This window comes from Devosia sp. ZB163 (assembly GCF_028613635.1).
GTDB lineage: Bacteria > Pseudomonadota > Alphaproteobacteria > Rhizobiales > Devosiaceae > Devosia_A.
Genome location: NZ_JAQRMY010000002.1, coordinates 952,756 through 966,771 on the forward strand (window position 1 = coordinate 952,756; position 14,016 = coordinate 966,771).

Annotated in this window: 12 protein-coding genes; 6 read left to right on the forward strand and 6 right to left on the reverse strand. The window is 66.5% G+C overall.

All coding sequences use genetic code 11. The features are described from left to right. Positions 1–79: 79 nt before the first annotated feature. From lpxD to lpxB, 5 genes are read left to right on the forward strand one after another with little or no spacing between them, the layout of a single operon-like run. Positions 80–1,108, forward strand: a complete 1,029-nt coding sequence (lpxD, locus tag PRN20_RS12915; RefSeq protein WP_273957804.1) for a UDP-3-O-(3-hydroxymyristoyl)glucosamine N-acyltransferase — start codon at positions 80–82, stop codon at positions 1,106–1,108. Positions 1,109–1,155: 47 nt separating this feature from the next. After that, positions 1,156–1,593 carry a 3-hydroxyacyl-ACP dehydratase FabZ gene (gene fabZ / locus PRN20_RS12920; protein WP_273958090.1) on the forward strand — a complete coding sequence of 146 codons (438 nt, stop codon included), beginning with the start codon at positions 1,156–1,158 and terminating at the stop codon, positions 1,591–1,593. 1 nt (position 1,594) lies between these two features. Continuing rightward, positions 1,595–2,401 (forward strand): acyl-ACP--UDP-N-acetylglucosamine O-acyltransferase, encoded by an 807-nt coding sequence (gene lpxA / locus PRN20_RS12925; protein WP_273957805.1) that lies wholly within the window; start codon positions 1,595–1,597, stop codon positions 2,399–2,401. After that, positions 2,401–3,216: a UDP-2,3-diacylglucosamine diphosphatase LpxI domain-containing protein gene (gene lpxI / locus PRN20_RS12930; protein WP_273957806.1), complete on the forward strand. Its 816-nt coding sequence runs from the start codon at positions 2,401–2,403 to the stop codon at positions 3,214–3,216. Before lpxA ends, lpxI begins: the two co-directional genes overlap by 1 nt. Beyond that, positions 3,209–4,354: a lipid-A-disaccharide synthase gene (gene lpxB, locus PRN20_RS12935; RefSeq protein WP_273957807.1), complete on the forward strand. Its 1,146-nt coding sequence runs from the start codon at positions 3,209–3,211 to the stop codon at positions 4,352–4,354. Before lpxI ends, lpxB begins: the two co-directional genes overlap by 8 nt. Here the strand turns inward: lpxB and PRN20_RS12940 are convergent. Together PRN20_RS12940 and gltX are read right to left on the reverse strand one after the other, a co-directional pair. Next, positions 4,330–5,622, reverse strand: a complete 1,293-nt coding sequence (locus PRN20_RS12940; RefSeq protein ID WP_273957810.1) for a citrate synthase — start codon at positions 5,620–5,622, stop codon at positions 4,330–4,332. The two genes, lpxB and PRN20_RS12940, sit on opposite strands and share 25 nt — an antisense overlap. 160 nt (positions 5,623–5,782) lie before the next feature. Then, positions 5,783–7,201: a glutamate--tRNA ligase gene (gltX, locus tag PRN20_RS12945; protein ID WP_273957811.1), complete on the reverse strand. Its 1,419-nt coding sequence runs from the start codon at positions 7,199–7,201 to the stop codon at positions 5,783–5,785. Positions 7,202–7,340: 139 nt separating this feature from the next. Here gltX and PRN20_RS12950 point away from each other — a divergent pair, with 139 nt between their 5' ends. Then, a complete protein-coding gene (locus PRN20_RS12950) occupies positions 7,341–9,473 on the forward strand; it encodes a ComEC/Rec2 family competence protein (protein ID WP_273957813.1) in 2,133 nt (710 codons plus the stop codon). Here the strand turns inward: PRN20_RS12950 and PRN20_RS12955 are convergent. Genes PRN20_RS12955 through PRN20_RS12970 form a run of 4 tightly spaced genes read right to left on the reverse strand, consistent with a single transcriptional unit; the run spans position 9,442 to position 13,804 of the window. Continuing rightward, a complete protein-coding gene (locus tag PRN20_RS12955) occupies positions 9,442–11,400 on the reverse strand; it encodes a beta-galactosidase (protein ID WP_273957814.1) in 1,959 nt (652 codons plus the stop codon). The genes PRN20_RS12950 and PRN20_RS12955 overlap by 32 nt on opposite strands. A gap of 10 nt (positions 11,401–11,410) precedes the next feature. Beyond that, positions 11,411–12,283, reverse strand: coding sequence for an SMP-30/gluconolactonase/LRE family protein (locus PRN20_RS12960; protein WP_273957815.1), 873 nt, complete (start codon positions 12,281–12,283; stop codon positions 11,411–11,413). Continuing rightward, entirely contained in the window at positions 12,280–12,891 is a 612-nt protein-coding gene (locus PRN20_RS12965; RefSeq protein ID WP_273957816.1) for a 2-dehydro-3-deoxy-6-phosphogalactonate aldolase, read from the reverse strand. The genes PRN20_RS12960 and PRN20_RS12965 overlap by 4 nt, the downstream gene beginning before the upstream one ends. Positions 12,892–12,895: 4 nt before the next feature. Further along, positions 12,896–13,804, reverse strand: coding sequence for a 2-dehydro-3-deoxygalactonokinase (locus PRN20_RS12970; protein WP_273957817.1), 909 nt, complete (start codon positions 13,802–13,804; stop codon positions 12,896–12,898). Positions 13,805–14,016: the final 212 nt, after the last annotated feature.

Genomic DNA, 14,016 nt, shown 5'->3' on the forward strand with positions numbered 1-14,016 from the left:
CGGAAACGCCGGCCCTTTCCTTTGCGCCAAGGCCGCGGGGCGGTTGCCCAGCGGCCTTGTTGTTTGTAAACACACGCCCATGGTCGATACGCGTTTCCATTCTTCGTCGGAGCCGATCTCGCTTGGTGTCGTGCTCTCGACACTCGGCCGCGACACGGGCTACGACAGCAGCCGGGCAGCCGGCATGATGATTTCCGGCGCCGAGGAGCTGCATCTCGCGGGGAGCGACCACATCGCCTTCGCCGCTCAGGCCGAGTATCGCCCGGTGCTCGCTGAAACCAAGGCAGGGGCTGTCATCGTCCACCCGTCGCTGGCTGCCGACGTCCCGTCAGGTAGCTTCGCCATCGTGGATGTCCGGCCGCATGACCTGTTCGTGGATCTGCTCGACCGGCTCTACCCGATGGGCACCCGCGATGTCGCCAAGGGCTTGCTCGAGATCGGTGGCCCCGCGCCTTACCTCGAGGAGGGTGTGCGCCTCGGCGCCAACGTCGTGCTCGGCCCCGGCGTCGAGATCGGGCGCAACACCATCATCGGCCCCAACACGGTGATCGGCCGCGGCGTCGCCATCGGGCGCAACGCCGTCATCGGGCCCAACGTCACCATCGAGTGCGCCTATCTTGGCAACAATGTCGTGGTCCACACCGGCGCCCGCATAGGCACCGAGGGATTCGGCTGGCTCGGCCATGGCCGCACCAACCGCAAGGTTCCCCAGCTCGGCCGTGCCATCATCCAGGATGGCGTCGAGATCGGCGCCAATACTACGATCGACAGGGGCGCTCTGGGCGATACGGTGATCGGTGAAGGCACCAAGATCGACAATCTCGTGCAGATTGGCCACAATTGTCACATTGGACGCTATTGCCTGATCGCCGCGCATTGCGGTCTCTCGGGATCGACGGTACTTGAGGATTCCGTCCTAATGGGCGGCCGGGCCTCGACTGTTGGTCATCTGACAGTAGGCAAGGGCACCGTGATCATGGGGGCAGGGGTCGCTACCAAGGACATCCCTCCCGGCTCCAAGGTGGGCGGCTATCCGGCTCAGGACGTGCGAAAATGGTGGCGCGAGGTCGCCACGTTGCGGCGACTGAATCAAAGGGGACTAGAGTGACGGTTACGAATGAGGCACCAGCGACCGAGACGAGGGAACTTTCCTCGATGGATATCCAGGATATCCTCAGGGTCCTGCCGCACCGCTACCCGTTCCTGTTGATCGACAAGATCATTGACGTGGATGCGGACAATTCCGGCATCGGCATCAAGAACGTGACGTTCAACGAGCCGATCTTCCAGGGGCACTTCCCGGGTGAGCCAGTGTTCCCCGGCGTGCTCATCATCGAGGGAATGGCGCAGACCGCCGGCGCGATGGCCATTGCAGCCGGCGCGGCCGCTGGCGTCGATCACATCGTCTATTTGCTGACGGTCGACAAATGCAAGTTCCGCAAGCCGGCCAAGCCGGGTGACCGGATCGAATACCACATCAGGAAGTTGCGCCGGCGCATGAGCATGGGCTGGTTTGAAGCCAAGGCCATCGTCGACGGCGTGGTCATCGCCGAGGCCGAGGTCGGCGCCATGGTCAGCCCCAGCGAGAAGTAACTTGCCAGCATCCGTTCATCCCTCGGCCATCGTCGAACCGGGTGCCCAACTCGCCGACGGCGTAAAGGTCGGCCCGTTCTGCCACGTCGGTGCGAATGTCCAGCTTGGCGCCAATGTCGAGCTCATCTCGCATGTCGTGGTGGCTGGCCATACCAGCATCGGTGCCGACACCCGGGTCTATCCGTTCGCCTCGCTTGGCCAGCCACCGCAGGACCTCAAGTACCACGGCGAGCAGAGCCGCCTCATCATCGGCGAGCGGTGCCAGATCCGCGAGAGCGCGACGGTCCATCTCGGCACCGAGGGTGGCGGCATGGAAACCCGCATCGGCGATGACTGCCTTCTGATGACGGCGTGTCACATCGCGCACGATTGCATCGTCGGCAACAACGTCATCATCGCAGCGTATGTCGGGCTCGCCGGCCACTGTCACATCGGCAACTACGTGGCCTTCGGCGGCATGACCGGTGTCCACCAGTTCGTTCGCATCGGCGACCACGCCTTCATCGGCGGCTATTCCATGATCCACGCCGACGTGATCCCCTACGGCATGGCGCTGGGCAACCGGGCACGGCTCGCCGGCCTGAACCTCGTCGGCCTCAAGCGCCGCAAGTTCGACCGCGAAGCCATCCACGCCCTCCGCGCCGCCTATCGCATGATCTTTGCTTCCGAGGGCACCCTGAAGGAGCGCGTCGAGGACGCCGCCGAGCTCTTTGCCAATGAGCCGCTCGTCCAGGACGTCGTTTCCTTCATCACCGCCGCCAACGACAGGCCGATCTGTCTGCCGGCCGACGTCGCGACCGAAGAGTAATGTCGCGCCGGCTGGCGATCATTGCTGGCGCCGGCGTGCTTGCTCCGGCGGTTGCCAGAGCCGCGCTCGCGACCGGGGACACGGTGCAGATCGTCGCCCTTGCCGACATCGACGCCCCCGAAGGGGCCGTTGCAATCAGGGCAACGCTGGCGGAGCCGCAACTGGTCATCGGGGCGGTCCGGCAGTTCGGCGCTTCGCACCTCGTCCTCGCCGGCGCCGTCAGTCTCGATGATGCCGCGCGCGTGCGCCTCGCAGGCGCGCTTGGCAGCGCCGACGGGGAAGGGCGCGGCGACGCTGCCCTCTCGGGCCTCGCAGGCCAGCTCGAGAAGCTGACCGGCGCTAAGCTGATCGGTGCGCATGAGGTGGTGGGCAGCCTGCTCGCGCCGGAAGGCCTGATAGCCGGTCCTGACCTCTCCGCCGAGACGACTGGGACGGCCCGCCTCGCCCTCGAAGCGGCGCGCGCCATTGGCCGGCTCGACCTCGGCCAAGCCGCTGTCGCACAAGGCCGCCGGATCCTCGCCGCGGAAGATGCAGCCGGCACCGACGAGCTCATCGCGCGGATCGCCACCTATCGCCAGCGCGGGCTCATTGCCGGCACCGCTCCACTGGTCCTCGCCAAGGCCAGCAAGCCCGACCAGCCACTACAGATCGATCTGCCCGCCATTGGCCCCACCACGGTAGCCAACGCGGCCGCCGCCGGCATCGCGGTTATCGCCGTGGAAGCCGGACGTACCCTCGTCCTCGATCGTGCCGACCTTGAACAAGCTGCTATCGCCGCCGGCGTGACGGTCATCGGCCTCGCCACCAATGGCTGAACCGCTACGCCTGTTCATCCTCTCCGGCGAAGCGTCGGGCGACATCATCGGTGCCGACCTGATCCGGCGGCTACGCACCCGCACCGAGCTGGAACTCGTGGGTGTCGGCGGCCAGGAGATGCAGGGCGAGGGTCTCCGCAGTCTCTACCCGATGGAGAACCTGTCGGTGATGGGCTGGAGCGACGTTCTGAAGCGCCTGCCGCTCCTCCTGTGGCGGGTCCGACAGACAGCCGCCGCCATTCTCCGCATGCGGCCGGACGCGGTCGTCCTCGTCGATTCCCAGGTCTTTGCCAAGGCGGTGGCCGAACGCGTGCGGCGCGTCGCGCCCGACCTGCCCATGGTGCTCTACGTCTCCCCGACCGTGTGGGCATGGAAACCAGAGCGGGCCGCCGAACTCAGGCCGATCTTCAACGAAGTCCTGGCCATCCTGCCCTTCGAACCCAGGGTAATGGCGGATCTCGGTGGTCCGCCGACCTCGTTCGTCGGGCATCCTGCGCTCGGCCGCTATACCACGCGCGCCACCCAGCCGGAGCGCGGTCCGCTGCTCCTGCTGCCCGGCAGCCGTATCGGCGAAGTCCGCCGCCACCTCGGCCTGATGCGGCAAGCCGCCGAGAGCCTCCGATCGCACCCGCGGATAAGCGGCTTCGTCATCCCAACGTTGCCCTCGCTGATGGATCGGCTGAAGCGCGAAACGGCCACCTGGAGCGTTCCAGTCGAGATCGTGACCGGCCCTGCGCGCCGTACGGCCTTCGAAACTGCCTATGCGGCCTTTGCCGTCAGCGGTACGATCACCCTCGAGCTGGCGCTATCCGGTGTGCCGATGGTCGCCGCCTACGTGGCCGACCCCCACCAGGCCAAACGCGCCAAGAAGCTCCCGCATCCGATCGTGATGAGCCTGCCTAACCTGATCCTGGGCCAGCCGGCCGTGCCCGAGCTGCAGTTCGCCGATCCCGATGCCCCGCGCTCCATCGAGCCGCTGGTCCAACTGCTCGACGATTCTTCGGCAGTCGCCGCTCAGTTGGCGGCCTTCCGCGAGATGCGCACCCTGATGCAAAAAGGGGCGCCCGAGGCGCCCCTTGTCGATCCCGCCGAGCGGGTCTTGGCCGTTGCCGATCAGCGGTTGGCGATCGGCTCGTAATCGCGGACCGGCGCGCCATTGTAGAGCTGGCGCGGGCGTCCGATCTTCTTCTGCGGATCGCCGATCATCTCTTTCCACTGCGCGATCCAGCCCACGGTGCGGCTGAGCGCGAAGATGGCGGTGAACATCGAGGTCGGGAAGCCGATCGCGTCGAGGATGATGCCCGAGTAGAAGTCGACGTTCGGGTAGAGCTTGCGATCGATGAAGTACTGGTCCGAGAGCGCGATCCGCTCCAGTTCCTTGGCCACCTGCAGCGTCGGCGACAGGTTGTCGGCGCCGAGCTGGGCCAGCACCTCGTTGGCCGCCTGCTGCATCACCTTGGCGCGCGGATCGTAGTTCTTGTAGACGCGGTGGCCGAAGCCCATCAGGCGGAAGCCCGAGTTCTTGTCCTTGGCCTTCTCGATGAACTCCGGGATCCGATCCACGGTGCCGATCTGCTTGAGCATGTTCAGCGCCGCTTCGTTGGCGCCGCCATGGGCCGGGCCCCAAAGGCATGCAACGCCCGCTGCGATACAGGCAAACGGGTTCGCATCGGACGAGCCGGCGAGGCGCACGGTCGAGGTCGAGGCGTTCTGCTCGTGGTCGGCGTGCAGCGTGAAGATCAGGTCCATGGCGCGCGCCACGACCGGGTTCACGACATAGTCCTCGGCCGGGACCGAGAAGCACATGCGCAGGAAGTTCGAGGCGTAGTCGAGGTCGTTCCGCGGGTACACGAAGGGCTGGCCCACCGAGTATTTGTAGGCCATCGCAACGATGGTCGGGATCTTGGCGATCATGCGGATCGAGGCGATCTCGCGCTGCTGCGGATCGTTGATGTCGATCGAGTCGTGGTAGAACGCCGCCATGGCGCCGACGACGCCGCAGACGATCGCCATCGGGTGCGCGTCGCGCCGGAAGCCACGATAGAAATAGTGCATCTGCTCATGCACCATCGTGTGGCGGGTAACGCGCTGCTCGAAATCGGCCATCTGCGCCTTGTTGGGCAGCTCGCCGTACAGCAGCAGGTAGCACACCTCGAGATAGTTCGATTTCTCGGCCAGCTGCTCGATCGGGTAGCCCCGATACATCAGCTCGCCCTTGTCACCGTCGATATAGGTGATCGAGCTGTCCGTCGCCGCGGTGGAGGTGAAGCCCGGGTCATAAGTAAACATGCCGGTCTTGGCATAGAGCGATCGGATATCGATGACGTCCGGCCCAACCGAACCCGAGAGCACCGGGAACTCGTAAGTCTGGTCCCCGATGGTAAGTTTGGCGACGGTATCGCTCATGTATCGCTCTCCTTTTGGGCCGTTTGCGCCCGCGCGTAGGAAAGGAGCGGGCAGGCCGGATCGTCGTTAAGGGGCAGTTCGGTGTGGGGTATCCCATATACCCCACACCACGCAACAGGTGGGTGAATAGGGCTGACCTAATTACAGAACCCAATACATATCAGGCCACCTGGTCCCCCAGGCGGGCCAGGGTTTCCTCGCGTCCGATCAGCACCATAACCTCGAAAATGCCGGGCGAGACCGTCCGGCCGGTGAGCGCGGCGCGCAGCGGCTGGGCCACCTTGCCGAGCTTCAGCCCCCTGGCTTCGGCGAAGGCGCGGGCAGCGGCGTCGATCGCATCCACGGACCAGTCGTTGAGCCCTTTCAGGATCTCGGCGAAGGCGCCGACATTGGCCCGCGCATCCGTGGTGAGCTGGTCCGCGGCGGCCTGGTCGATGGCCAGCGGACGCACCGCGTAGATGAACTGCGCGAGGTCGATGAGCTCGAGCACGGTCTTGGCGCGCGGCTGCAGCTCGGGCAGGGCGGCCAGCACCGTGTCCTTGTTGGCGGCAAGGCCGGTGGCGTCGATGTCGCGGCCGACTTCGGCCGCCGTCGACAGCATCACGTCATACAGCCGCTCGGGCCTGGCCTCGCGGATGTAGTGGCCGTTGATGCTCTCGAGCTTGACGAAATCGAAGCGCGCGGCGCCCTTGTTGAGCGCGTCGAGGCTGAACCACTCGACCATCTGCTCGGTCGAGAAGATCTCGTCGTCGCCATGGCTCCAGCCGAGGCGCGCCAGGTAGTTGCGTAGCGCCTCCGGCAGGTAGCCCATCTGCCGGTAGGCCTCGACGCCGAGCGCCCCGTGGCGCTTGCTCAGCTTCGCCCCGTCGGGCCCATGGATCAGCGGGATATGGGACATTTCCGGCACGGACCAGCCCATGCCGTTGTAGATGACGATCTGCCGGGCCGCGTTGGTCAGGTGGTCGTCGCCGCGAATGATATGGGTGACGTCCATGTCGTGGTCATCGACGACGACCGCCAGCATGTAGGTCGGCGTGCCGTCCGAGCGCAGGATGATGAAGTCGTCGAGGTTCTCGGCCTTAAACACGACCTCGCCCTGCACGTGATCCTGCACGCGGATCTCGCCCGATTGCGGCGCCTTGATGCGGATCACGGGAGCGACGCCCTGCGGCGCCTCGGACGGGTCGCGATCGCGCCAGTAGCCGTTGTAGCGCGGCGGCAGGCCATTGGCCCGGGCGGTCTCCCGCATCTCTGCAAGTTCCTCGGGCGAGCAGTAACAGTAGTACGCCTGGCCGCGCTTCAGCAGCTCATTGGCCACCTCAGCATGGCGAGCGGCGCGCGAGAACTGCATGACGGGCTCGCCGTCCCAGTCCAGTCCGAGCCACTTGAGCCCGTCGAAGATGGCTTGCACCGCAGCTTCGGTCGAACGTTCGCGATCGGTGTCCTCGATGCGCAGCAGCATCTTGCCGCCGGTGTGGCGCGCGAATGCCCAGTTGAACAGGGCAGTGCGCGCTCCACCGATATGCAGGTAGCCGGTGGGCGAGGGGGCGAAACGGGTGACGACAGGGGTGCTGGCCATGGGTCGATGAAATGTCCCGGTGTATTGGCGTTTCGCGGTGTGTAAGCACCCCCGCACCCGAACGCAAGGGCGGCGGTTGGCAGGCTCGTCCGGCCCCGCTAGCATCGCAAGGATCACGCGAGGGTTGGGGGCTCTCCGCATGTCCGTGACGGCTGACGAGACGACAGTCGAGACGCGACCGCCAGCGGTCGTGGCTAAGCTGCCTGCACCCGTGCTGCCGCCGCCCCGGCGTGCCACGCGCAGCTGGGCGTCCGGCCTCGCCCAGGGCCTGCAGACTGCCCTCGATCACCGCCGCACATTCCTGCTCTGGCCCTATGCCATGGTCGCCGGCCTCATCGCCTGGGCCGCCAGCCCGTTCGAGCCGGACTGGCTTGCCCTGGTCGCGGCCGGCGCCCTTCTTGCCCTGATTGCCCTGCTATCCGTGCACAGGCTCGGCCGTCTTCGCTTGGTCGGGATCGCCATCGCGTTCTGGCTCGGCCTCGCCCTGTTGCCACTTCACTCGGCACTCTTCGGTACACCCATGCTCGCCCGTGCCACCTACGGCACTTATGAGATGCGCGTCGACGAGATCCTGTCGGAGGTCGAAAGTGGCCTGAGGGTCATCGTCTCCGCCATCGCACCGCAGGGGCAGGCTCGTGATCCCGGCGTGCGGCGAGCCCGGCTGGTGGTCGCGGATGCAGGTGATCTCGCGCCGGGCGATATCGTGCGCGCGCCAGTCCGTTTCTATCCTGTGCCCGGACCGGTGGTGCCCAACGGCCATGACACGCAGTTCCATGCCTTCTTCGACGGCATCGGCGCCTACGGCAACACGACCGACACGGTCGAGCGCGTCGCCACCGGAGCAGCGGGTGCCCCAGATCGCGTGATCGACGGCATACGCCGCGGCATCGCCGATCGCATTGAGACCCATCTCCAGCCGCCGGCGGCCGGGATCGCCCGCGCGCTGATCACCGGCGACCAGAGCGCGGTGCCCGAACAGGCCCGTGAGACCATGGCGACGGCCGGGCTGGCGCATGTGCTCTCCGTCTCGGGGCTGCACCTCACCATCGTGGCCGGGCTGGTACTGGTCACCCTTCGCGTCGGGCTGGCGCCATTCTCCGCTCTCCACGGCATCGTGTCGGTGAAGCGGATCGCCGCTGCAGGCGCAGTTCTCGCCGCACTGGCATACTTTGCCATCTCGGGTGGCAATGTCGCGGCGCTGCGTTCGACCATCATGCTGGTGCTCATCCTCGGCGCCGTCATCTTCGGCCGCCGCGCCCTCACCATGCGGAACGTCGCCATCGCAGCGCTCATTGTCATCTCAACCGATCCGGCGAGCGTCTTCCGGCCGAGCTTCCAGCTCTCCTTCGCCGCCGTCGTCGCGCTGATCGCCGCGTGGGAGCTGATGCGCCCGCCCGACGACGGCAAGCGGTCGATCCCAAGCAGGATCCTCGGCTACCTCTGGGGCATCGTGCTCACGAGCCTGGTCGCCGGCGCCGCCACCCTTCTGTTCTCGATCTACCACTTCCAGCAGACATCGCCGCTCGGCGTGCTCGGCAACCTGTTCTCGCTCCCGCTGGTCGGCTTCGTGATGATGCCGGCCGCAGTGATCGGCACGCTGCTCATGCCGCTTGGTTGGGAGGGCCCGGCGCTCGCCGTGATGGGGTGGTCGATCGACCGGATGCTCGACCTCGGCCAACTGGTCGCCGGCTGGAGCGGCGGGCTCGACTACAGCCCGCTGCTGGCCCCATTGGCCCTCGGCATCGGGCTAATCGCGTTCGCCTGGTTCACCTTCGTTCCAACCTGGCACCGGCTGCTCGCGCCCGCGCTGGCGATCCCAGCCGTCCTGCTGCTCGCCCTCGATCACCCGCCTGACGTGCTGATCGCGGACACGACACAGGCCGTGGCCATGCGAACGGACAACGGCCTCGCCCTGGTCGCGGGAAAGAGCGACAGCTTCGCCGTCGACGTCTGGCGGGAGACCTATTCGGACCCGATCGAGGCCGGCTCGCCGATGCGCTGCGACAGCCTCGGCTGCTTCGGTGGCAGCCCACGCGGCTTCACCGTCGCCATCGTGCGCGACACCGCTGCGTTCCACGAAGATTGCGCCGCTGCCGACCTCGTCATCATGCGAGCTCGAGCGCCCGGCACCTGTGCCGCGACGGCCATCGACGCCGACACCCTGACCGCTGGCGGTGTACATTGGCTCCGCTGGGATGCGGGCAGGGCGGACTTCGAAGTCCGCCCCGCAATCCCCGCTGTCAGGCGTCCGTGGCGAGCAGAGCCACCGTGACGCCCGCAGGCCCGATCTGCGCGCCGCCGAGGACATAGCCCTTCTCGTCCTGCGCCGGGGCGAGGTTTGCCGCAGTGTCGCCGTAATTGAAGTAAACGCGCCATTTACCACGCACCCGGCAACGCACGCCGGCGGGCAGGTCGAGCGTCGGGACGTCGGCCTCCTCGATCAGGTGGTCGATGACACGCTGCATCAGCGCCCGGTCGCCGCTCGCCGCGAGATAGTTCAACTTGCCCTGCGCCACGAGCACCGGAAAGTCCTCCTCGTCCTCGAGGACGACCTGCGCCCGGGTGTCGAGCCGTTCGCGCCAGTGGCCGACCGCGCCGCCACCCTTCACCGAAACCGCGCGACGCGGATCGGTGCTGTCGACGCGCGTGACCTTGGCATCGAGCAGGTTCTGAGGGAGGTCCGGCCCAAGGGCTTGCGGGATCGAGAAGTTCTCCGTCTTCGATCCCGATCGCGGGCCGATCAGCAGGTGCCCCTCGAAGTTGGCGATCGCCGTCCGCAGCGCATCGTTCCACGAGAACAGCGCCGGGATGATCACCAGGTCGTAGCCCGGGAAATCGGTCGTCGACGGCGGCAGGATGTCGACATCCACACCGCGCTTGCGCAGCGGCACGTAGCAGTTGCGCACATGCTGGTGGTGCGAGAAGCCCTTGGCCTGCGGCTGGATCTGCCACGCCCATTCGCTCAGATAGTCATAGACGATGGCCACACGGCCCTTCCGCGCCGCGCCACCGATGCCCAGTTCCTTGAGCTCGCGCGCCACCTGCGAGGCCTCGTGATAAGCCGGTGCGGGCTCGCTGTCCGGCCGCAGAAGACCGGCATGCATCTGCTCCTGCGAAAACGGCGCCTGGCGCCAGCGGAAGTAGCTCACCACCTCGGCCCCGTGGGCAAATGCCTCCCAGGCCCAGAGCCGGGCCATGCCGGGCAGCGGATCGGGGTTGTACTCGGCCCAGTTCACCGGACCGGGCTGCTGCTCCATGATCCACCAGCGGCCGTGCCCGACGGCGCGGTAGATATCGTGCTGCAGGCCCTGCGCATCCGGCTCGCCCTGCCGGAAGTAGGTCGCCTTGACCTCGTCGCTCTCGTTGGAAACGGCGAGGTGACCGATCGGGTAGGAATCCCAGCTCGCCACATCGAGTGTCCTGGCGACGTCGTAGTGATCGAAGTCGGTGAAGCGCCCCATGAAATTGTGGATCACCGGCAGGTCCGGCCGGGCCGCCTTCATCAGGTCGAACTGCACCTTGTTGAAGGCCGCCACCTGGTCCGAGGAATAGCGCCGGAAGTCGAGCCAATGGGCTGGCGCCGCTTCCGTGACCGTGAGGTTGGGCAGGTCGATCTGGTCGAAGCGGTTGTAGTCCATCGACCAGAACACGGCGCCCCAGGCCTCGTTGAGCGCCTCGATCGTGCCGTATCGCGCCTCGAGCCACTTGCGGAAACCCTGCCGCGCCGCCTCGGAGTACGACAGGATCGTGTCGTGGCAGCCGTACTCATTGTCGGTCTGCCAGCCGGCGAGGGCAGGGTGCTTGCCGATCTTCTCGATCAGCAGCCGCGTGATGCGCGCGCATTCCTCGCGATAGCCGAGGTGCGAGAAATCGTAGTGCCGGCGTGAGCCGAAGCCGCGGGCCTGCCCGTGCTTGTCGACCGCCAGCATGTCCGGGTGCTTGTCGATCATCCACCGCGGCGGCGTCGCCGTGGGCGTGCCGACGATGACCTTGAGCCCGTGCCGGCCCAGCGTGTCCATGGATTGGACCAGCCAGTCGAAGCGGAGGTCACCCGGCGAGGGCTCTAGCCGCGACCAGGCGAACTCGCCGATCCGGACATACTGGATGCCGACCTCGGCCATCCGGTGGGCGTCTTCTTCCCACCATTCGACCGGCCAGTGTTCAGGGTAGTAGCAGACGCCGACAGCGGGAAAAGGCACGAGCCGATACTCACAGCTTGAGGAAGGGTTCCGCGAGGCCGGGAACGTCGACATCGATGGCGAAGACGCTGCCCGCATGGGGCTCGCGCTCTGCCTCCTCGTCCGTCATGCCCTCCCGGGCAGTGGTGAGGAAGAGCGTCTTGTAGTCCTTGCCGCCAAAGGCCGGGCAGCTCACGCGGGTGACGCCCGGCACCTCGATCACGCGGTCGAGCTTCCCGTCGGGCGAGATGCGGATCACCTTGCTTCCGCCCCAGCGGGCATTCCAGACAAAGCCCTCGGAGTCGACGACCGACCCGTCGGCGCCGCCCGGTCCGTCCATGGTGAAGAAGTCCTCCCACGGGGTGATCGGCAGCCCCGTCTCGGGATCGAGGCTGCATTTCACGATCATCCGGCCGGAATCCGTGAAGTAGGCAGTGCGGCCATCCGGAGAGAAGCAGATCGAATTGGGTATGCGGATATTCTCGATCACCTTGGTGACCTTGCCGGCCCGGTACTGGTAGACGCCACCGACGCCGGGCTCAGCCTTCCGCCCCATCGTGCCGATCCAGAACCCGCCTGAGCGGTCGACGCGGCTGTCGTTGGTGCGATTGCCGGGCACGTCATCCTCGATACCGACGATGGTCGTCGAACTGTCGGAGGCGAGATCGTAGCGGAGCAGGGCGCCGGACTGGGCGACGGCAAGCGTGTCCTTGTCGATGACGGCCGCGGCACTGACCGTGTCCTTGAACACGATGCGGTCGACGATGTGCCCGTCGTCGCCCGCGCTCAGCATGGTGCGGTTCAGGATGTCGAACCAGAACAGGCGCCCGAGCAGCGGATGCCAGAACGGCCCTTCGCCGAGTTCACAGCGGCTGTCGGCGAAGAGTTCGGCTTTCTGGTTCATTCAGACTTTCCCTGATCATAGGCGGACACGGCGGTAGCAGCCCGCTGCGCGACCTCGTTGACGCTCATGCCGGGCTTGTAGATGTACGTGCCCAGCCCGAACCCGGCGCAGCCGGCGGCGAAGTACTCCCCGAAATTGTCCGGGTTTGCGCCCCCGACCGCATAAAGCGGAATGGTCGGCGGCAGCACCGCCTTCATTGCCTTGATACCCTTGGGGCCCAGCACCTCGGCCGGGAAGAATTTGAGCCCGGTCGCGCCCGAACGGATGGCAGTGAACGCCTCGCTCGGCGAGAACACACCGGGATACGACGCGAGCCCACGCTCGACGGTGGCCTCGATGACCTCAGGATTGGCATCCGGCGAGACGATGAACTTGCCGCCGGCATCGGCAACCTCATCCACGTCAGAGCGCGAGAGGACGGTGCCGGCGCCGATCATGGCCTGCCCATCGAACGCCCTCGCCGCGTCGCCGATCGAACGCAGCGGTTCCGGCGAGTTGAGCGGCACTTCGATCATGGTGATGCCGGCCGAGATCAGCGCCTCGCAGACGGCAATGGTCTCGGGAGGGGTGATCCCGCGCAGGATTGCGATGATATGGCGATGGTTCATGGTCTTACCCCTGTCTTGCCGCCTTGAGGCCGGCCAGCGTTGCGTCCGTCGCGTCGACGACGCGGGTCAGCGCACCAAGCCGGTTGAAGGCGATCTGATACAATCCACATAGTCCGACGCTGCCGATCAGCGGGATCTCGGCATTGCCGATCCAGTCGCGCTGGCCGCCGATCTCGGCACCGATCAAGAGCCCCGAGAGGAAGCCGGCGCACCACGGTGCGCTCCGGCCCGAGAGCAGCGAACCTGCCCGAACCTTGAACAGCGTCGCCGTGAGGCGTTCCGGGTGCTCCAGCCCCTGGTCGAGGCCGGCATCGAACCCGAGATCGCGATCCTCGCCCTCGAGTTCGCCGCCCAGCGAATGGCGCAGCACCGAATGAGTGCGCAGGAGTTCGAACACCTCGCCGGTCATGGCGCTGGAGAAACGCGTGAGCCGAGTTCCGTCGAGCAGGGCCCACTTGCTGTGGGTACCCGGCATGACGACGAGGCCCGAGAAGCCTGGGATCATCGCTGAGAGACCGAGGAGCTGGGTCTCTTCGCCGCGCATCACATCTTCTGCACCGACGTCGCGCAGGCAGACGCCCGGCAGGATGCGCGGATCGAGTGGACCCGGCATCTCCGGTGTCACGGCGCCCGCTGCAAGGCGGCCGAGTTCGGCCGGGGCATCCAGATAGGGCGCCTCCATCCAGCCTTGTCGCGCGCCCGCCATCCCGCAGATCAGCACATCGCTGACCTCGTCGGCGACGCCGCTCAGCAGGGCCGTCAGCACATCGGGGTACTGCTCGCGGCTCAGCCGCCCCATCCCGTCGGGTGAGGAACGCGCGAACGCGACGTCCCCCTCGGAATCGATGCCCCAGGCGCGCAGATTGGACGTGCCCCAATCGACGGCGACCCACTCGACCTGTCCTGCCAACATTCTCTCCCGGGGCCGCGAGCCCGCATACTAACCACGCCGCCTAGAGCGCAAACGGAAAGGTTGTCCACTCTTCCAGTACGATCCAAGTGCCGGAAACGCCGCAGCTATTGCGCCGCTGCACATCGGCGGCGCGGACCCTACCGTCTTTGCAGCACGCGCCCTAGAGCAAATTGCCGCGGGCGGACTCCGGTTTCATAAGAAAAAGGGCCGGC